20 protein-coding genes are annotated in these 19,775 nt (G+C 57.5%); 9 read left to right on the top strand and 11 right to left on the bottom strand.

Going from position 1 to position 19,775, the window contains the following annotated elements; genetic code table 11:
* Window positions 1-110: 110 nt before the first annotated feature.
* On the bottom strand, window positions 111-1,649 hold the full coding sequence (gene murJ, locus JQ848_RS03440; protein ID WP_003443899.1) for a murein biosynthesis integral membrane protein MurJ: 1,539 nt from the start codon (window positions 1,647-1,649) through the stop codon (window positions 111-113).
* A 250-nt stretch (window positions 1,650-1,899) separates the two neighbouring features.
* On the opposite strand from murJ, the gene rpsT reads away from it, so the two are divergent.
* On the top strand, window positions 1,900-2,178 hold the full coding sequence (rpsT, locus tag JQ848_RS03435; RefSeq protein ID WP_003443902.1) for a 30S ribosomal protein S20: 279 nt from the start codon (window positions 1,900-1,902) through the stop codon (window positions 2,176-2,178).
* A gap of 237 nt (window positions 2,179-2,415) precedes the next feature.
* Here rpsT and JQ848_RS03430 read toward each other — a convergent pair whose 3' ends face one another.
* From JQ848_RS03430 to rplU, 5 genes are all read right to left on the bottom strand, one after another.
* On the bottom strand, window positions 2,416-2,877 hold the full coding sequence (locus JQ848_RS03430; protein ID WP_003443905.1) for a CreA family protein: 462 nt from the start codon (window positions 2,875-2,877) through the stop codon (window positions 2,416-2,418).
* A gap of 14 nt (window positions 2,878-2,891) precedes the next feature.
* Window positions 2,892-4,010, bottom strand: a complete 1,119-nt coding sequence (gene proB / locus JQ848_RS03425; protein ID WP_003443907.1) for a glutamate 5-kinase — start codon at window positions 4,008-4,010, stop codon at window positions 2,892-2,894.
* Between the two features lie 123 nt (window positions 4,011-4,133).
* Window positions 4,134-5,360 (bottom strand): Obg family GTPase CgtA, encoded by a 1,227-nt coding sequence (cgtA, locus tag JQ848_RS03420; protein WP_003443910.1) that lies wholly within the window; start codon window positions 5,358-5,360, stop codon window positions 4,134-4,136.
* A gap of 197 nt (window positions 5,361-5,557) precedes the next feature.
* Window positions 5,558-5,833, bottom strand: coding sequence for a 50S ribosomal protein L27 (gene rpmA / locus JQ848_RS03415; protein WP_003443913.1), 276 nt, complete (start codon window positions 5,831-5,833; stop codon window positions 5,558-5,560).
* Window positions 5,834-5,867: 34 nt separating this feature from the next.
* Entirely contained in the window at window positions 5,868-6,182 is a 315-nt protein-coding gene (gene rplU, locus JQ848_RS03410; protein ID WP_003443915.1) for a 50S ribosomal protein L21, read from the bottom strand.
* A 241-nt stretch (window positions 6,183-6,423) separates the two neighbouring features.
* Between rplU and JQ848_RS03405 the strand changes: the two genes are divergently transcribed.
* From JQ848_RS03405 to JQ848_RS03395, 3 genes are all read left to right on the top strand, one after another.
* A complete protein-coding gene (locus tag JQ848_RS03405) occupies window positions 6,424-7,392 on the top strand; it encodes a polyprenyl synthetase family protein (protein ID WP_202210266.1) in 969 nt (322 codons plus the stop codon).
* A 177-nt stretch (window positions 7,393-7,569) separates the two neighbouring features.
* A complete protein-coding gene (locus JQ848_RS03400; protein WP_003443921.1) occupies window positions 7,570-7,911 on the top strand; it encodes a zinc ribbon domain-containing protein YjdM in 342 nt (113 codons plus the stop codon).
* A gap of 195 nt (window positions 7,912-8,106) precedes the next feature.
* Window positions 8,107-8,379, top strand: a complete 273-nt coding sequence (locus JQ848_RS03395; protein WP_003443924.1) for a PA4570 family protein — start codon at window positions 8,107-8,109, stop codon at window positions 8,377-8,379.
* Window positions 8,380-8,441: 62 nt separating this feature from the next.
* Here JQ848_RS03395 and JQ848_RS03390 read toward each other — a convergent pair whose 3' ends face one another.
* On the bottom strand, window positions 8,442-9,059 hold the full coding sequence (locus JQ848_RS03390) for an FKBP-type peptidyl-prolyl cis-trans isomerase (protein ID WP_003443927.1): 618 nt from the start codon (window positions 9,057-9,059) through the stop codon (window positions 8,442-8,444).
* 150 nt (window positions 9,060-9,209) lie between these two features.
* Complete coding sequence (locus tag JQ848_RS03385; protein ID WP_003443930.1) at window positions 9,210-9,698, bottom strand: TIGR00645 family protein; 489 nt, start codon at window positions 9,696-9,698, stop codon at window positions 9,210-9,212.
* A 143-nt stretch (window positions 9,699-9,841) separates the two neighbouring features.
* On the opposite strand from JQ848_RS03385, the gene JQ848_RS03380 reads away from it, so the two are divergent.
* A complete protein-coding gene (locus JQ848_RS03380; protein ID WP_161719094.1) occupies window positions 9,842-11,674 on the top strand; it encodes a hypothetical protein in 1,833 nt (610 codons plus the stop codon).
* Between the two features lie 9 nt (window positions 11,675-11,683).
* Here JQ848_RS03380 and JQ848_RS03375 read toward each other — a convergent pair whose 3' ends face one another.
* Together JQ848_RS03375 and JQ848_RS03370 are read right to left on the bottom strand one after the other, a co-directional pair.
* Entirely contained in the window at window positions 11,684-12,001 is a 318-nt protein-coding gene (locus JQ848_RS03375) for a PA4575 family protein (RefSeq protein ID WP_003443937.1), read from the bottom strand.
* A gap of 210 nt (window positions 12,002-12,211) precedes the next feature.
* The gene (locus tag JQ848_RS03370; protein WP_003443940.1) at window positions 12,212-14,650 is read right to left on the bottom strand and encodes a Lon protease family protein; all 2,439 of its coding nucleotides are present in this window, start codon (window positions 14,648-14,650) and stop codon (window positions 12,212-12,214) included.
* A 272-nt stretch (window positions 14,651-14,922) separates the two neighbouring features.
* Here JQ848_RS03370 and JQ848_RS03365 point away from each other — a divergent pair, with 272 nt between their 5' ends.
* The 4 genes from JQ848_RS03365 (at window position 14,923) to JQ848_RS03350 (ending at window position 18,307) form a co-directional block, all read left to right on the top strand.
* Window positions 14,923-15,411, top strand: a complete 489-nt coding sequence (locus JQ848_RS03365) for a DUF3015 domain-containing protein (RefSeq protein ID WP_003443943.1) — start codon at window positions 14,923-14,925, stop codon at window positions 15,409-15,411.
* A 78-nt stretch (window positions 15,412-15,489) separates the two neighbouring features.
* Window positions 15,490-17,343 carry an Lnb N-terminal periplasmic domain-containing protein gene (locus JQ848_RS03360; RefSeq protein ID WP_127196768.1) on the top strand — a complete coding sequence of 618 codons (1,854 nt, stop codon included), beginning with the start codon at window positions 15,490-15,492 and terminating at the stop codon, window positions 17,341-17,343.
* A gap of 15 nt (window positions 17,344-17,358) precedes the next feature.
* Window positions 17,359-17,658 carry a chorismate mutase gene (locus tag JQ848_RS03355; RefSeq protein ID WP_029612191.1) on the top strand — a complete coding sequence of 100 codons (300 nt, stop codon included), beginning with the start codon at window positions 17,359-17,361 and terminating at the stop codon, window positions 17,656-17,658.
* Between the two features lie 154 nt (window positions 17,659-17,812).
* Window positions 17,813-18,307, top strand: a complete 495-nt coding sequence (locus JQ848_RS03350) for a GreA/GreB family elongation factor (protein WP_003443952.1) — start codon at window positions 17,813-17,815, stop codon at window positions 18,305-18,307.
* Here the strand turns inward: JQ848_RS03350 and gdhA are convergent.
* A complete protein-coding gene (gene gdhA, locus JQ848_RS03345; protein ID WP_003443954.1) occupies window positions 18,304-19,641 on the bottom strand; it encodes an NADP-specific glutamate dehydrogenase in 1,338 nt (445 codons plus the stop codon). The two genes, JQ848_RS03350 and gdhA, sit on opposite strands and share 4 nt — an antisense overlap.
* Between the last annotated feature and the right edge of the window lie 134 nt (window positions 19,642-19,775).

Below are 19,775 nucleotides of genomic sequence, written 5' to 3'. Positions count from 1 at the left end.
TCTTGCTCATAAAGTGGCCGATTATAACCACACCCAGCCCTGTACGACAGGCAACAGCGCAAGGCAAATCAGGTCAAATCGACAAAATAGACGTCTGACCTGCAATTACCTCACACAAGAGACTTGCGGGCGAAATCTTTCAAACGCAAGCCCAGCAGCAATAACATGCCGAAATAAACCAGTACACCCGCAACCACCAACCCGCCCAAACGCATGAAGCGCTCCAGCATATGGCCCTGGTCCCAGGCCGGCATCAGTTGCATCAGCCCCAACAGAACAGCGCACATCACGGCCACGGCCAGCACCAGCTTGAACAGGTATTTGCCCCAGCCCGGCTGAGCGACAAACAACTTCTGTTTGCGTATCTGCCAAAACAGCAAGCCGGCATTGATACAGGCACCGACACTGATCGCCAGCGCCAGGCCTGCATGCTGCAACGGCACGATAAATACCAGATTGAGCAATTGCGTAATGACCAGAGTGAATACTGCGATTTTTACCGGCGTGCGTATGTTCTGCTGGGCGTAGAACCCCGGCGCCAGGACTTTGATCAAAATAATCCCGAGCAGTCCGAACGAGTAGGCAATCAGGGCACGCTGGGTCATGGCCGAGTCCAGTGCAGTGAACTGGCCGTATTGAAACAGCGACACGGTCAACGGCTCTGCGAGGATGGCAAGCGCCAGGGAACATGGCAATACCAGCACAAAGCACAGGCGCAGCCCCCAATCGAGGATTCGCGAATACTCATGGCGATCCTTGTTGGCGTAGGTTTTTGACAGCGTCGGCAACAGAATCGTACCCAGCGCCACACCCAGCACGCCAGACGGCAACTCCATCAAACGGTCTGCGTAGTACATCCAGGACACCGATCCGGCGACCAGAAAAGAGGCAAAAATCGTGTTGATAATCAGCGAAATCTGACTGACCGAGACCCCCAGGATGGCCGGCAGCATCTGCTTCATGACCCTCCACACCCCGGTATCCCGCAGGTTGAGCCGCGGAAGCACCAGCATGCCGATTTTCTTCAGGTGCGGTAGCTGAAATAACAGCTGGGCTAAACCGCCGACCAGTACCGCCCACCCCAGGGCCATGACCGGCGGATCGAAGTATGGCGTCAGAAACAGGGCAAAAATAATCATGCTGACGTTAAGCAAAGTCGGCACGAAGGCCGGCACCGAAAACCGGTTCCAGGTATTGAGGATCGCCCCTGCCAGCGATGACAACGAGATCAGCAATATATAAGGGAACGTAACCCGCAACATATCGGAAGTGAGCTCGAACTTTTCCGGGGTGGTGGCAAAACCCGGCGCCGTAGCCCAGATCACCCAAGGCGCGGCGATCATCCCCAAAATGGTCACGATCGCCAGCACCAATGTCAGCAGTCCGGCCACGTAAGCAACAAATGTGCGTGTCGCCTCCTCGCCTTGCTGACTTTTGTATTCGGCCAGAATCGGCACAAAGGCTTGGGAAAAAGCCCCCTCGGCGAAGATCCTGCGCAGCAGATTGGGCAATTTGAAGGCAATAAAGAACGCATCCGTGGCCATTCCGGCACCAAAGGTGCGCGCAATAATGGTGTCACGAACAAAGCCCAGAACCCTTGAAATCATTGTGATAGAGCTGACGGCCGCTAACGATTTGAGCAAATTCATTGAAAGAGTTTTTGCCTATAGAGAAAGAGCAGGCGAACAAAGCGCCCACTTATGCGATACTGCGCGCCGCAACAGCACAGAGCCAAGCTCGCGAGTTTACAGGTCAAGCGCCGGAAATAAATCTCCCGTCTCCCTCGATCCACCACTCAGCGGATCGTATCAATCGCCCTTGACAAGAGTTGTCGTCATCGGCATGATTCGCGGCCTATTTTGTTTGTTATTTCCCAAAAGTCTTTCGAGGAGCTCGACGGTGGCCAACACACCTTCCGCCAAAAAACGTGCAAAACAGGCTGAGAAGCGTCGCAGCCACAACGCCAGCCTGCGTTCCATGGTTCGTACCTACATCAAGAATGTAGTTAAGGCCATCGACGCAAAAGACGCTGCTAAAGCGCAAGCTGCTTATGTTCTGGCTGTCCCTGTTATCGACCGTATGGCCGATAAAGGCATCATCCACAAGAACAAAGCTGCTCGCCATAAGAGCCGCCTGAATGGCCACGTCAAGGCACTGAACCTTGCGACAGCCGCTTAAGCGATAAGCTTTTTAAAAAACCGACCTCCGGGTCGGTTTTTTATTGCCTGCGTTTTATGCCAGAGCGACCCGGCCTGCAGGAGCTGCGCGAGACTGCGATCGAGCGCACAGCGCCCGCAAGATATACGGCTGCTGCGTTCGTCAGCACCTACAGAACCACCACAGCCCCAGCATTGCGCAGGCACAAAAAAAGCCGCGAAAGGCTTTACCCCGTCGCAGCTTTTTTATTGAGAGCCGTTACTCGTGCGGCCACGGCAAAATCGGGATCGCCGTCACCGCATTCTGCGGACTGCCTTCGATCAGGCGGTCGCTATACACCAGGTAAACCAGTGTATTGCGCTTTTTGTCGAGGAATCGCACCACCTGCATGGTCTTGAATACCAGCGATGTACGCTCCTTGAATACCTCCTCACCATCCTTCAAGTCACCCTTGAAGCTGATAGCGCCCGTCTGACGACACGCAATGGAGGCCTCGGCACGATCCTCGGCCAGCCCCAGCCCGCCCTTCATGCCGCCGGTCTTGGCACGCGACAGATAGCAGGTAACCCCGTCAACCTTGGGATCATCGAAAGCCTCGACCACAATCCGGTCATTGGGCCCGACAAACTTGAACACCGTCGACACCGTGCCGATTTCTTCGGCAGAAGCCAGCAACGGCATCGCCAACATCAACCCCAACAAACCGCTAATCAAGCGCATGCCACACCTCAAAATCAGACCAGGATCAGATTATCGCGATGAACCAGTTCAGGTTCCGCCATATACCCCAACAAACCGACAATCGCATCTGACGACTGTCCGATTATTTTCTGCGCTTCGCCCGCACTGTAGTTGGCCAGACCACGGGCAATCTCTCGACCGTCCGCCGCCACGCACACCACCATTTCGCCGCGACGGAAGCCGCCCTGCACCGCTTTGACACCCACAGGGAGCAAGCTTTTATTACCCTGGGACAACGCAGACACAGCGCCATCATCCAGCACCAGCGTGCCACGGGTCTGCAGATGCCCGGCCAGCCACTGCTTGCGCGCAGCCAGCATGCCGCGTTCTGGCGACAGCAATGTACCCAGACGCTCCCCAGCCTTCAGGCGATCCAGCACCCGCTCCAGACGACCACCGACGATAATGGTGTGCGCCCCGGAACGGGCCGCCAGACGCGCCGCCCGCAACTTGGTCTGCATGCCGCCACGCCCCAGCGCACCGCCCGTACCGCCCGCCACGGCATCCAGCGCCGGATCATCGGCACGCGCCTCGTAGATCATTTTGGCATCCGGGTTGTTGCGCGGATCCGCATCAAACATGCCATCACGATCCGTCAGAATGACCAGCAGATCAGCCTCGACCAGATTGGCCACCAGCGCCGCCAGCGTATCGTTATCACCAAAGCGGATTTCATCGGTAACCACGGTGTCGTTTTCATTGATGACCGGGATCACACCCAGCTCGACCAACGCGCGCAACGTACTGCGGGCATTCAGGTAACGCTTGCGGTCAGACAGGTCATCATGGGTCAGGAGAATTTGCGCGGTGTGCCGGGAATGCTCGGCGAAGCTCGACTCCCAGGCCTGCACCAACCCCATCTGACCAATGGCCGCAGCCGCCTGCAGCTCATGCATCGCACTGGGTCGGACTGTCCAGCCGAGGCGACTCATCCCGGCCGCTACCGCACCGGAAGATACCAGCACCAGCTCCACGCCTGCCTCGTGCAGGGCCACCATTTGCTCGACCCAGACGCCCATCGCCGCGCGATCCAGACCCTTGCCATCCGCTGTCAGCAATGCGCTGCCGATCTTTACGACCCAACGCCGCGCACCCGTCACCTTGCTCCGCATCATCATCCAACCTATGCCTGAGAGCAGCACGACCGAGCGCTGCCCATGGAATTATTTTGATTACCGTTTCGTAGATGCCAAAACGCCGCTCGATTGAGCGGCGCTTCAGTTTACTGCAAGGAATCAGTCGCGGACGTAAATGATTTCCGGACCATCTTCATCATCAACATCTTCTTCGTCCCAGTCATCTTCACCGATGTCGTGGACGCTCTTCACGCCGCTGCGGCGCAGGGCACGCTGATCATCCAGCGCCTGCAACTGGGCACGCGCCTCATCTTCGATGCGCTGATCAAGCTCACTCAACTCAGCCTTGTAGGCAGGGTCATTGGCCAGACGATCGGCACGATCTTCGAGATAACGCATGATGTCGTGGCAAAGCTTCTCGGTGCCAATCTTGGCAATGGCCGAGATCACATACACCGGACCGGTCCACTCAAGGCGATCCACAACTTCCTTGACCCGCGCATCGTGCTCTTCTTCAGGCAACGAATCGCACTTGTTCAGCACCAGCCAGCGATCACGCTCAGCCAGCGACGGGCTGAACTTGGTCAGCTCGTTGACGATGACTTCAGCAGTATCTGCAGCGCTGTCGGTGCCTTCAACTGGCGCCATGTCCACAAGGTGCAGCAACAAACGCGTACGCGCCAAGTGCTTGAGGAAGCGAATCCCCAGGCCGGCACCGTCGGAAGCACCTTCGATCAGACCGGGAATATCCGCGATCACGAAGCTCTTCCAGCGATCGACACTGACTACGCCCAGGTTTGGCACCAGGGTGGTGAACGGATAATCCGCCACTTTAGGCTTGGCTGCAGATACCGAACGGATAAAGGTACTTTTGCCCGCATTCGGCAAGCCCAGCAAACCGACATCAGCCAGTACTTTCAATTCCAGTTTCAGGTCGCGCTGCTCACCCGGCTTGCCCGGAGTGGTCTGGCGCGGAGCCCGGTTGGTACTGGATTTGAAACGGGTGTTACCCAGACCGTGCCAGCCGCCATGCACAACCAGCAAACGCTGGCCGGCCTTGGTCAGGTCGCCGATGATTTCCTGGGTGCCTGCGTCAATCACGGTCGTACCGACCGGAACCCGCAGAATCATGTCTTCGCCTTTACGGCCGGTGCAATCGGCGCTACCGCCATTCGAACCGCGCTGAGCGTCAAAGTGACGCGTGTAACGGTAGTCAACCAGGGTGTTGAGGTTTTCGTCAGCGACCATATAGATCGAGCCGCCGTCACCACCATCACCACCGTTCGGACCACCGTTCTCGATGAATTTTTCGCGACGGAAACTCATGCAACCGTTACCACCGTCGCCAGCTTTTACTTTGATCGATACTTCATCAACAAACTTCATAACAAAACGCGCCTCTCGTCATCAGGACGAGCCGATAAAAACCAAGACATAAGACTCTTGCAAAAATGAGCGCAGCGACCTCAATCAACGACCGTTAAATCCAGCGCCGGCAGCCCATACAAACAGTTTTGCAAGAGACTCACCCCACAAACGAAAAAGCCCCGTCGCAAGACAGGGCTCTTCCAGCTACCAAGCTTTTACGCCGCGACGACTGCAGTCTTCGGAACGATGCTTACATAGCGACGACCGAAGGCGCCCTTAACCTGGAACTTGATCACGCCTTCCACTTTCGCGAACAGGGTGTGATCTTTACCCATACCAACGCCGTAGCCAGCGTGGAATTGAGTGCCGCGCTGACGCACGATGATGTTGCCCGGGATGATAGCCTGGCCGCCATACATCTTCACGCCAAGGCGTTTGGCTTCTGAGTCGCGACCGTTACGGGTACTACCACCAGCTTTTTTGTGTGCCATGAGTCAATTCTCCTAGTGAGGAATTAGGCTGAAATTAAGCCTGAATACCGGTGATTTTGATCTCGGTGTACCACTGGCGGTGGCCCATACGCTTCATGTGGTGCTTACGACGACGGAACTTGATGATGCGGATCTTGTCGTGACGACCTTGGGAAATCACTTCAGCAACAACAGTGGCGCCAGGAACAACTGGAGCGCCGATGTTAACGTCGTCGCCATTGGCGACCAACAGAACGCGATCAAAAGTTACGGATTCGCCAGTGGCGATTTCCAGTTTCTCGATCTTCAGGTATTCACCTGGTGCTACTTTGTATTGCTTGCCACCAGTAACGATTACTGCGTACGACATGGTATTTCTCCGATAATCCTGCTCACCCAGCTCTTTATAGGTAAAGGTATTGGCTGGCATGGCTGCATGGGGCTGGAACGGCCCAAGTGCAATTGCGTAAGGCAGGTGCTGCCCAGGAAGTTCAGGGTGCGCGATTGTACGCAAGCCACGTCAGGGTTGCAAGGGGCCGCCCATCACGCCTTGACAGGCCCAGCCCCCCGACCTAGCATGCCGCGCAACCCTTCTGGAGCAACTGTCGCTGATGCAACCCCAAGCTTTCTACCGCGCGGTGGCGGACGATTTTAGCGCCGTCGACGACATCATCAAGAAGCAGCTGACTTCACGCGTCCCGCTGGTCTCAAAAATCGGCGACTACATCACTTCGGCCGGCGGCAAACGCCTTCGTCCTTTATTAGTGTTGTTGTGCGGCAAGGCCCTGGGCCGCGAAGGCGACGACTTGCGCTTGCTGGCCGCGACCATTGAGTTCCTGCACACCGCGACCCTGCTCCACGACGATGTTGTGGACATGTCCGGCATGCGCCGCGGCCGCAAGACCGCCAATGCAACCTGGGGCAATGCCCCAAGCGTACTGGTCGGCGACTTCCTGTACTCGCGCTCCTTCGAAATGATGGTCGAGCTGGGCTCGATGCCAGTGATGAAAATCCTGTCGCAAGCCACCCGCATCATTGCCGAAGGCGAAGTCCTGCAACTGTCCAAAGTGCGCGACGCCAGCACCACCGAAGAAACCTACATGGAAGTGATTCGCGGCAAAACCGCGATGCTGTTCGAGGCCTCGACCCACAGCGCTGCGGCCCTGGCCGGTGCCACGCCTGAACAGAGCGAAGCATTGCGTACCTTTGGCGATCACCTGGGTGTGGCGTTCCAGCTGGTAGACGACTTGCTCGACTACCGTGGCGATGCCGAAACCCTGGGCAAAAACGTGGGCGACGATCTGGCAGAGGGTAAACCGACCTTGCCGCTGATCTACACCATGCGCGAAGGCACGGCCGAACAGGCCGCTCTGGTTCGTAAAGCGATTCAAAAAGGTGGCATTGAAGACCTGGAGAGCATTCGCGTTGCCGTGGAGGAGTCCGGTTCACTGGAATACACCGCACAACTGGCGCGTGATTATGTAGCCCGTGCAATTGCCTGCCTTGAAAGCCTGCCGCCCAGCGAATACCGCGACGCACTGGTTGAGCTGGGCGAGTTCGCGGTCGCCCGCACGCACTAAACCTTGTGGGAGCTGGTTTGCCAGCGATGCATACACCTCGATCCATCAGTGATGGCAAGGTGATGCAATCGCTGGCAAGCCCGCTCCCACAGGTTCGTCACATCCCTAACCACCGCGCACCAACAAAACCCTATATAATGCGTGCCTTTTAGCCATCCGGACTCTTAAGGAGCTTTAGTGAGCACGTTGCCACCCTGCCCAAAATGCAATTCCGAATACACCTACGAAGACGGCGTCCAGCTGATCTGCCCGGAATGCGCCCATGAGTGGTCCGCCAGCGGCGACGCCGAAGAAGCCAGCGATGTAAAAGTCTACAAAGACTCCGCAGGCACTGTCCTGACCGACGGCGACACCATCACCGTGATCAAGGACCTGAAAATCAAGGGTACTTCCCTGGTGGTCAAGGTCGGCACCAAGGTCAAAAACATCCGCCTGTGCGATGGCGACCATGATATCGACTGCAAAATCGACGGTATCGGCCCAATGAAACTCAAGTCAGAGTTCGTGCGCAAGGTCTGATCCTGCTGTATTCCTTCCTGCGTTCCGCGCAGGAAGGTGCCACTCCCCTCGCAAAACTTCCGCGCAACATCAAAAAGCCATCAACTTTGACCCGCAGCAGCTTTTAGCCACAAAGAAAACAAATCCGCCAATAGGCACTTGCTATTAATTGAATAAGAATTATTCTCATTGGTATTCATCAAGGAGATGACGACCATGACTTATTTAATTGATGCCTGGCTGGACCGTCCACATCCCTATCTGCGAATCCTGCATCGGGAAACCGGGGAAGTCTGTGCGGTGCTGGAAGAAGAAGCGCTCAACGAGCTACAGGATCAGGGCGACCTGGATTTCAACGGACTCAACTCAAGTGAGCCGGTGGTGCTCAAAGAACTGGTGCGAAATCTGTTTCTGTTTTGCTATGCCCGGGCATTGCGCCCGATCGGCACGACCGATGCTCACGAGCATCACGCCAAACTGGAAATATGAAGCGCCTGGTGTGACCGCAGGCTTGCGTGCAAACCCGCGGTCACCGTTAAAGCACCGAAGTCTTACAGAACTTCCAGCAGCTCAACGTCGAATACCAGCACGCTGTGCGGAGCGATGCTGCCAACGCCCTGGGCGCCGTAGGCCAATTCGCTCGGCACGTAGATGCGCCATTTGCTGCCGGCGTTCATCAGTTGCAGGGCTTCGGTCCAGCCGGCAATTACGCCGCCGACCGGGAATTCGGCTGGCTGACCACGATCGTAGGAGCTGTCGAACACAGTGCCGTCAATCAGGGTGCCGTGGTAGTGAACACGTACAGTGTCTTCACGGGATGGCTTGGCGCCTTCACCTGCAGTCACAACTTCAAATTGCAGACCCGAAGCCAGGGTGGTGATCCCGTCCTTCTTGGCGTTTTCAGCCAGGAAAGCCTTGCCTTCGCCCGCTGCAGCTTCTGCCTTGGCAGCTGCTTCAGCTTGCATCAGCTCGCGGATAACTTTAAAGCTGGCGCTCAGTTCTTCCTGACCTACACGGCTTTCTTTACCGGCGAAAGCATCGGTCAAGCCAGCCAGGATTGCGTCCAGGCTAACGCCCGGTGGCGGGTTGTCGCGCAGTTGGTCACCCAGCTGACGGCCAATGCCGTAGCTAACGCGGGTTTCGTCGGTCGACAGATTTACTTCGGACATAACACTGCTCCGCTGTAGGGCGATTCAGAAAAAACCAGCTGCAAAAACAGCCGTTCCTCAACCGCCCAGAACCAAAAAAGGGCGAGCAGACTACCACAGCCCCCAAAGCCTTCGCAGCCCGCCTTCATGTAACGCGCGCCACGACACCAATCAATGCTTGGTCAGCTTGTCGAGATAGCCCATGGCAAACGCCGACACCACGAAAGTCATATGAATGATCACGTACCACATCAGATACTGCGGCTCGATGTTGCGTGCATCCATAAACACCCGCAGCAGGTGGATCGAGGAGATGGCCACGATCGACGCTGCGACTTTCATCTTCAGCGAAGTCGAGTCCATGGTACCCAGCCAGCTAAGCTTCTCCTTGTGGTCATCGATGTCCAGCTGGGAGACGAAGTTCTCGTAGCCCGAAATCATCACCATTACCAGCAACCCTCCCACCAGGGCCATGTCGATCAACGACAGGATGACCAGGATCAAGTCCGACTCAGATAGCGCGAACACGTTGGGAATTACATGAAACACTTCCTGGAAGAATTTCAACGCCAGGGCCAGCAAGCCCAGCGAGAGCCCGAAGTAAATCGGCGCCAGAATCCAGCGCGAGGCGTACATTGCGTTTTCGATAAAGCGTTCCATTGAAACTCACAGGAAGTAAAAAAATGGGCGCGAGTATATCAGTGACAAATCGTCAGAGATAAAGCCCTTGAAACAGCCTGTTAAATAAATTATCTGCTAGTGTCGACCTCCTCAGCACCGCTTTCGGACAGGAAAACTGAACAATGGATCTGCGATTTCCCTTGGGTTGTCTCGGGCTTTCAATTGCTTTGCTCATCACGGGTGGCTGCTCGCCTGACGACAAACACCAGCAGGCCAGCCTGGAAGAGCGCAGCGCCGCATTCGAAAAGAGCCTCGATACCATTCAGGACCAACAACTCAAGGATGCGGTAGCCGATCTGGGTGGCTCGTTGCTGTTGCTCGAACGGGCCCGGGTCAAGCTCGAGGAGAAACCGATTGAAACCGAATATGGCGATGACGACCTGGCGCTGCTCAAGCACTACCCCAGCAGCCAGGCCCTGAGCGACACCTACATCAATGGTCTGTTTGTGGTGCGTAAAAACTCCAGCTCCGATTATCTGACCGACCTTGAGCCCGTGTTCCCGTTCCCGGCAAACAGCGATTCCGAGTTTCCGTTCCCCCATGCACTTGAATGGCAATCCGTAACCCTGAGCAACAAGCAAGAGGTGCCCTTCCAGACCGAGTGGTCTGAAACCGATCCCGGCATCCAGCTCAGCCCTTCCAGCGCCAATCTGAGCAACCCGGACGATCTCACGGTCACCTACCCCTATATCGACGGGATTGAAACTGAAAACATTCAGCAACCTCAGCCCCTGATGCTGCACGGCAAGGTCGAGGTGATCGCGCCCGGCAAAGTGGTCCACTTCAACCTGAGCAGCAAGGATGTGGGCAAAACCAGCACCGAGGGCACGATCAGTGTGACCCTGCTGGCATTGGGCAAAAACTTCGCCGAAGTCGATATCAACAACAGCGCCGAGCTGGCCGAAGAGGTACGCGATACACCGCTCAATCCGCTGATCATCCAGGCCCGCGACCACAGCGGGCAGTTCCTTTCGCGCTCAGGCTCGATCAATGAGAACGCCGAGCAACTGGCGTTCTATCAGCAGCAACTGGCGCAGATGCTCAAGCAAACCGCGTGGAGCGAAGCATTCGGACAACAGCTGGATAACGAACAGCAGGACTTTGACCAGAAACACACCCATCACTACAGCAAGGTGTATTTCAACGGAAATATCGAAAACCTCGACATCAGCGTGCTCGACTTCTCCACGGCCAATATCACCCGCAAAAATCTCGACCTGCCTGTGCGCCGGCTCGACAAGACGGTAGTGGGCAAAGACATTCAACCCCTGCCGCTGTCGGTGGTGGTGTATGACGATCAGGCGGTCAACTACCTCAAGGACGCGAGCCTTGAGCCTGAGCAACTGATAAAAAGCGTCGTCATCAGCCAGACCGTAGATGACGCCAGCGCCGCCACCCTTGAGTTCAGTCACCCGCAAACCTTCAATGACGAGCTGCTGGGCGCTTTGCCCGACACGGCTGACGCACCTGTCACCTTCTTCGCCGAAGACGACAACGGCAAGCGCAGCGAGCCTCTGGAGCTGCCCATCGAAGCCTTCGATGTTGACCCGCATACCGGGGTCATCACCTATGACCTAAATCTGTTCCCCGAAACTCCGGCTTACGCGATTGGCTCGATGCCCATGTTTATCGCCGCCATCGACAAACAGCCCCTGAACACGGCTCAACTGCCCAAAGGCCTCGAACTCAAAGGCAACGCACTGGTTGTTGATCAGAAACTGTTCCCGTCCGAGGCCTGGCGCTTTTACGCCAAAGACGACACCGGCAACTACCTCAAGGAAGTGCTCACCGTAAGCCATAGCGCCGAGCCCAATGGCCCGGCGCTGTTTGACGTGCATTATTTCTATGGACAGCCCACCCAGCTCGAAAGCTATGCCCGCAAAGACCTGCTGCCTGTCGAGTACGGGTTTGAAGTCAAGCTCGACAAAGTCCCCGAAGTCACCCCGCCCCGCTGATTCAGCGGCCTAGCGGGAGGCGTGACAGCGTCCACCGTTGATCTGGCGCAACTGGGCCTGCACGTGCAGGCACCAGATCTGCGGGTCATCGGCAAGCCGATAGCCATGCAGCGTCAGGCTTTCAACGATTGATTCCAGAATGGTTTCGGCCACGAAAGGACCGGGGAACGGACCCTGGGCTTTGATCGTAGTCGGCTGCTCGCCTGCCAGACCGGCAGCAAACAACAGCGTCCACATCCCGGTATTGCCTGCCAGCGGACGAATGCTGCATTCAATACGGGTGACCAGACCCAGGCATTGGCGGGTAAGACAAAGGTTGCGCGACATGGCGGCGACCCTCGGTAAATTCTGTCATCAGCCACGCACTACGGGCTGCATCATTCCAGTGACGACAGTGGAAGTCCTGCATTGAGAATAGAGGAAGAATCTGACAGGAGAGGCTGCCATGACAAACGGATGCCCTGGCCGCTGCAGGAACGAGCTTGTGCAAGCCGTGAAAGGCTCGCGAGCAAGCTCGCTTCTACAGTTGCCCCAGCGTCAGGCCGGCTTTTTAGCCGCCAGCGCCTCGGCAAGTAGTTCCTTTTCGGCTTCCTTGAGGTCCTCGTCGTTGATCATCTCGGCAATCGCCCGCAATCTTTCAACCACCCGGGCATTTACGCTGCCTTCCGGAAACTGACCTTCGGCATCCGGTTCACCGGCCGGCTCGCCGACCAACAGGCTCAACGCCTCATCCGCCTGGCGTACCGCGTAAACGTGGAACTTGCCATCACGTACCGCCTGCAACACCTTTTCATCCAGCATCAAGGTCGCCACGTTGGCTTGCGGGATGATAGCGCCCTGCTCGCCCGTCAGACCACGCGCCTCGCACAGACGGAAGAAGCCTTCGATCTTCTCGTTGACCCCGCCCACCGCCTGCACTTCGCCAAACTGGTTGATCGAACCGGTGATCGCAAAGCACTGCTTGAGGGCTGTTTTGGACAGCGCCGAAATCAACGTACAGGCCTCACCCAGCGAGGCACTGTCACCATCGACGTAACCGTAGGACTGCTCCAGCGCGATACTGGCCGAGATCGCCAGCGGGAACTCCTGGGCATAACGGCTGCCCAGATAACCGGTCAGAATCATCACGCCCTTGGAGTGAATCGGCTGCCCGAGGTTAACCTCGCGCTCGATGTCGACAATGCCGCTGCCCCCCGGGTACACCGTGGCGGAAATCCGCGCAGGCACACCGAAGGCCGAGTCCCCCACTTCAAGTACCGTCAGGCCGTTGCACTTGCCGACCGCCGCCCCATCGGTGTCGATCAGAATGATCCCGGCCAGCATGTCGTCAAGAATCCGCGCCGAAACCCGGCCGGTACGGGTGGCCTTGGCTTTGAGCGCCCGCTCGATGTGTCCGGCATCCGTCATCTCGTCGTTGGCCAGATGGCGAATGAAGTCTGCCTCGCTGACCAGCTGGAACAGATCACCGATACGCGCCGACAAACGCCCCTGATGCTCGGCAAGACGTGCGCTGTAGGTCGCCAGACGCGCAACGGCATCAGCGGTCAACGGCGCCATGCCTTCTTCCGAGGTGCGGGTGGTGAGCAACTGGGCGAACTGCTCCAGGCTCTCGTCGACCATCGGGATGTCTTCATCGAAGTCCACCAGCACCCGGAACATCTCCTGGAAGTCCGGATCCAGATCCTGCAGCGTGTAGTACAACTGGCGGGCACCGATGATGATGACCTTGACCTGCAACGGAATCACTTGCGGGTTGAGGGTGATGGTGGCCAGGCGGCCCATCTCGCCCAGCGGCGACTCCATCTTCAGCTTGCGCGACTGCAGGGCACGCTTGAGAGCATCCCAGACAAAGGGTTCGCTGAGCATTTTCTCGGCTTCAAGAATCAGAAAGCCGCCATTGGCCCGGTGCAGTGCCCCGGGACGCAGCTGCCGATACGTGGTGTACAGCGCCCCCTGGTCAGTGCTGTATTCGATGCGGCCAAACAGGTTGTCGTAGGTCGGGTGCGGCTCAAACACCACCGGTGCGCCGCCGCTCATGGGCTGGCCCACCACCAGGCTCGGCAGGTACTGCTCTTCGAGCAACTTGCGGGCCTGGGCATCGGTTTTGCTGTCGTCGACCAGTTGCTCGACCACAGTCTTCAGCAGGTACACCTGCATGGCCTGCATATAACCGCAGACCGCACCATTTTCGGCGTACTTTTGCGACAACGGCGCCAGCAAAGGTTGCAGCGCCAGGGTGATGGTTTCTTCGTTCAGGTGGCGTAGCTGGTTGTTCGATTCACGCTTCCACTGCGGCAGACTCGCAAGCTCTTCGTTCAGCCGCTCCTCAAGCCCGGAAATATCCTCGTGGAACCGCTCACGCTCTTCGTCGGGCAATTGCGAAAACTCGGCCTCGTCCAGCGCCTTGCCCTCGCTCATCGGAGTAAAGGCCACGTTGCTGCTGTCGCGATACAGCGCCACGCCTTTTTCCAGCGCCAGACGCTCGATCACATCCAGGGCACGGTCGTAACGCTGATTGAAACCGCGATCGATGGCGCTCTTGCGTTGCTGGTAAGTCGGGTGTTCAAACACCGCCGGAAAGGTCGCCAGCAGGTTGTCGATCAAACCATTGATGTCGCTGATGAACGCACCGGCGGTGCTCGCAGGCAGCTCCAGTGCGCGCGGCTCGCGCGGCTCGTCGAAATTATTGACATAGACCCAGTCGCTTGGTGACTTCAGGCGTTTGCCCTCGGCCTTGAGGTAGCGTTTGACGAACGAAAAGCGTCCGGTACCCGGCTCGCCCATGACAAATACGTTGTAACCCGGACGTGGCATGGCCACGCCAAATTGCAGGGCTTCGACCGCTCGCTCCTGGCCGAGAATGCCGCGAAAAGGCTCCAGATCGTTGGTGTTGGAGAAGCTGAACTGTTCAGCGGAGAACGGACGGGTTAGCGCGTCAGGCGCTAGACGCAAGCTGGCAGCTACAGGATCAGGCATCGGGCTTCCTTACATCGGGCGGGGCAGATGAACGCATTCTGGCGCTGGCTGTATCCCACTGGCAAGGCGCATAGCACTTGAAAAATCAGGGCCCGGTATTTACAGGCTGAAAATGTGCCCGATCGAAGATTGTTTTACAAAATTTCACGGAACCGTCCGATCGTGCCTAGACTCCTACTTGTTACGCGGCTGGATTAATAACCGGCCCGTTCTGGCGCTTCTGGGCCAGACACCCTTGTCCATTGGTTGCACACTCATAGAGAACAAAGCTTATGAAACGGATTCTTCTTGGTACTCTCTTTACTGTTGTTTCCCTCAATGCCATGGCGCAAGCACCGGGTGGCCCGAACTGCGGTTGGGGCAACATGTTGTTTGAAGGTCAGCGCGGCACACCGGCTCACTTCCTCGCATCAACCACCAACGGCACCTCCGGTAACGCTACCTTCGGTATGACTTCCGGGACCAACGGCTGTACGACCAAGGATGCCCTGACTTACGGCGGCAAATCGTGGATTGCCATGAACGGCATGATGAACGAACTGTCCGAAGACATGGCCAAAGGCAATGGCGAAGCACTGACCACCTATGCGGTGGTCCTGGGTGTGGCCCCTGAAGACCGCGATCATTTCGCAGCTGTTACCCACGAGCACTTCCAGCAAATCTTCAGCAAAGCCGACGTAACCGCTGACGATGTACACACCAACACTCTGGCCATCCTCAAAGGCGACGCACGCCTGGCGAAATACGCAACTGCTGCGTAACAAATGAGCACCGCCCGCTCCTCCCGGAGCGGGTATTCTCCAGCTTCACTTCTATTTGTCTGACAACAGTTGCCCACCATGCTCAAACGCCTTGCCTACCTGGCGCTCTGTGCCTGCGCCCCGCTGTATGCCGCACCTCATATTGACGATCAACGAGTGCAGCAGCTGGCCAACGATCCGTTCTGGATCTCCCTAGGCCATTATGAAGCCCGCAAACTGGGCGGCTGGCGCAGCTATGTCAGCGATGACAAATTCTTTCTCGCCAAAGACGGCGCCGAGCATCCGGATGCCGAACTGCGCGCGACCCTGACGGCGTTGTATGCCCCCCTGAACCTGGGAGACAAGCACCCGCAATGCGTATACCCGGCACGCACCCGCTGGCTCAAGGCCCAACTGAACCTGACCGACCTGCCCAAGGCCGAGTGCGCAGAGTTCAGCCAGTGGTTTAAAGATGTAGCTCCCGACAGCACGGTGATGATTTTCCCGGCGGCCTACCTCAACAGCCCGTCGTCGATGTTCGGCCACACCCTGTTGCGTATCGACCAGGCCGACGTGCAGAGCAACAAGACCGCGCTGCTCAGCTATGCGATCAACTTCGGCGCCTACATTGAAGGTTCCGACAACAGTATTCTGTATGCCTGGAAAGGTTTGGCCGGCGGCTATCCCGGCCTGTTTGCCCTGGTGCCCTACCAGGAAAAGCTCTCGGAATACCGCAGTCTCGAGAACCGCGACCTGTGGGAATACCGCCTGAATCTGACACCCGAAGAAACCCAGCGCATGGTCGAACATGTGTGGGAACTCAAACAAATCCAGTTCGACTATTTCTTCTTCGACGAAAACTGTTCATACCGCTTGCTTGAACTGCTGCAAGTAGCGCGCCCCGGCTTGCAACTGACCAGCCAGTTCCCGCTGACCGCGATCCCCACCGACACCGTGAAAGCGGTAAAGGAAGCCGGGCTGGTGGAAAGCATCGAATATCGCCCGTCCCGCGAGCGTGAACTGCTGGATCGCGCCAAGGTGCTGGATCCTGAAGAACAGCAATGGGTACTGCAGGTCAGCGCCGATCAGGCCCAGCTGCAAAACCCGCAATTCAAGGCGCTGCCCAAAGAGCGTCAGGCGCTGATTATCGACGCGGCTTATCGCCTTGAACGCTACCGGGCCAATGGCCTTGAGCGGGACACCGAGCGCTCACAGCGCAGCTTCGAACTGCTGCGGGCCATTAACCAGAATCCCGCGCCCGGGCTTGAGGTCGAAAAACCCGAACTGCCCGAAAACGGCCACGAGTCGCGCACCTGGCAGCTGGGCGCCGGTAGCCGGGACGACAAGGCGTTTGCCGAATACGGCCTGCGCATGGCCTATCACGACCTGAACGACAACGCTCCGGGATTTCCTCTGGGTGCCCAGATTGAAATTCTGCAACTCAAGCTGCGTCAGTACGAGGGTAATCACTGGCAGGTCCAGCAGCTGGACCTGGCCAATATCCGTTCATTGACCCCACGCAACGACTTGCTGCAGCCCTGGTCCTGGCAAGTAGGCGGCGGGCTCGAGCGCGTCCTCGGCAAGCACGGCGACGAAAACCTGGTCAGCCACGTCAATGGCGGCGCAGGCGGCACCTGGCAATTGGGCGAAAATATGCTGGGATTCGCCCTGGGCACCCTGCGCGTAGAGCACAACAACGACTTCGCGGCCTTTGTGTCGCCAGCGGCGGGCTTCAACACCGGTGTGTTGTGGCGCAATCCGCTGGGCAACCTGAGCCTGGAAGCCAAAGGCGACTACTTCACCAACGGCGAAATCCGCCGCAGCCTGAGCCTGAACCAGCAATGGGAAGTGTCACGCAACCTCGGGCTGCGATTGACCGCACAACGTGAGTTCAGCCACCTCAGCTCCCCGGTGAACGAAGTCATGCTGGAACTGAAGTGGTATCACTACTGAATGGAGTTTAAAAACATGGCAGTCACCTGTGATTCCCTTGAACAAGTGCGCGGGCAGATCGACCGCCTCGATCGCCAGATCGTCAGCCTGATCGCCGAACGCGGAGCCTATGTCTCCCAGGCCGCAGGCTTCAAGAAAGACAGTGCAGCGGTGAAAGCGCCACAGCGGGTTGAACAGGTTATCGCCAAGGCCCGCGCCCTGGCAGAGGAGCTGGGAGCCAACCCCGATGTCACCGAAAGCGTCTACCGCGCCATGATTGCTGCTTTTATCCAGCAGGAGCTGGCAGAGCATGCAGCGTTGCAGCTGGCTGACTAAATAAAACTGTAGGCGCGAGCTTGCTCGCGAGCTGTTCGCTGCTGGATTGAAAAAGCTCGCGAGCAAGCTCGCTCCTACAGGTTTCCTGGCAAACCAGTCTGAACCCTGATTCCGGCGCAGGCTCTAAAGCCTACAGCCCCGGAGGGACACCGCCATGAGCCGCGCATTTGTCAACGAAGACACCGCCGCCGAGCAGGCCAATACGCCGATTGAGCGCCAGATCAGCGACCAGCCCAACTATGTCACCGCTGCCGGCCTTGACCAGTTGCAAGCCAAAGTCAGCGAATTGCAGCGCCAGCACAGTGCCGAGTCCGCCCGCCGCGATGACGCCGACAAACAGCGGTTAGCCGAGATTGAGCGTGACCTGCGCTACTACAGCCAGCGGCTGCAAAGCGCCCACGTGGTCGCCCCTGCGACATCAACGCAAAAGGTGCAGATTGGCAGTTGGGTAACCTTTGCCGAAGAATCGGGCAATGAACAACGGGTGCAACTGGTGGGCGAGGATCAGGCCGATGCAGGCCAGGGGCTGATCAATTGGGGCTCGCCCCTGGGTCGCGCGCTGCTGGGCGCGCAACTCGGAGATGAAGTGCTGTGGTTTCGGCCCGCAGGGGATCTGCAGGTCGAAATCATCAGGATTGATCCGGCTTAAACCACGCCCTGGGCCAGCATCGCGTCGGCAACTTTGACGAAGCCCGCAATGTTGGCGCCTTTCACGTAGTTGATCCGGCCGTTCTCTTCACCGTAGTGCACACAGGCATGGTGGATCGACTGCATGATGTTGTGCAGCTTGCTGTCCACCTCACCCGCCGTCCATAGCAGGCGCATGGCGTTCTGTGACATTTCCAGACCGCTCACTGCCACGCCTCCGGCATTGGAAGCCTTGCCCGGGGCAAACAAAATACCCGCTTCGATAAACATGTCGACCGCTTCGAGGGTGGTGGGCATGTTCGCGCCTTCAGCGACGCAGACGCAGCCATTGCCGAGCAAAGTGCGGGCCGCATCGGCGTCCAGTTCGTTCTGGGTGGCGCATGGCAGCGCGATGTCACAGGCCAGGTTCCACGGATGCTGGCCGCTCAGGAACTCCAGACCAAACTGGCCGGCAAGTTCGCTGATACGCCCGCGCTTGACGTTTTTCAACTCCATCAACGCCTCCCACTGCTCCTCGCTCAAGCCGGCTTCGCAAAATAGCGTGCCTTCGGAATCCGACAGCGAGATCACCTTGCCACCCAGGTCCATGACTTTACGGGCCGCATACTGGGCCACGTTGCCGGATCCGGAAATCGCTACACGCTTGCCATCAATGCGCTGGCCACTGCGCTTGAGCATCTCCTGGGCGAAGTACACGCAACCGAAGCCGGTGGCTTCCGGACGGATCAGGCTGCCGCCGTAGCTCATGCCCTTGCCGGTCAACACCGAAGTAAACTGGTTGCTCAGACGTTTGTACTGACCAAACATAAAGCCGATTTCACGTGCCCCCACACCGATGTCGCCTGCCGGAACGTCAACATCGGAACCGATGTGGCGGTACAGCTCACTCATGAAGGCTTGGCAGAAACGCATCACTTCAGCATCGCTTTTACCTTTCGGATTGAAATCCGAGCCCCCTTTACCGCCGCCCATTGGCAACGAGGTCAGGGAATTCTTGAAGGTTTGCTCAAAGGCCAGGAATTTCAGAACCCCCAGGTTCACCGACGGGTGGAAACGCAACCCGCCCTTGTAAGGGCCAATGGCGCTGTTCATCTGGATCCGGAAGCCGCGGTTGACCCGCACTTTGCCTTCGTCATCGACCCACGACACGCGGAACACAATCGCCCGCTCGGGTTCACAAATGCGCTCGAGAATGCCTGAAGTCAGATAGTGCGGATTGGCTTCAAGAAACGGCCACAGACTGCGCAGAACTTCTTCTACGGCCTGATGGAACTCAGGCTGGTCAGGGTCGCGTTTTTTCAGGCGGGCAAGGAAGTGGTCGACGGATTCGATCATGGAAAAGTCTCGGCAAATTTGTTGTCGTTAGAAGCTGATTGCCCAGAACCTTATCAACTCATGAAGCACCGCGACAGCGCAAAATGTCGCAGTTATGAATTTAAATGGTGCTTTTATATAAATTAGTCCAGTTA

The organism is Pseudomonas paraversuta, assembly GCF_904067025.1.
Classification (GTDB): Bacteria; Pseudomonadota; Gammaproteobacteria; order Pseudomonadales; family Pseudomonadaceae; genus Aquipseudomonas; species Aquipseudomonas paraversuta.
Note: the sequence above shows the minus strand (reverse complement) of the source record. Positions and strands in the feature narration are given on the sequence as shown.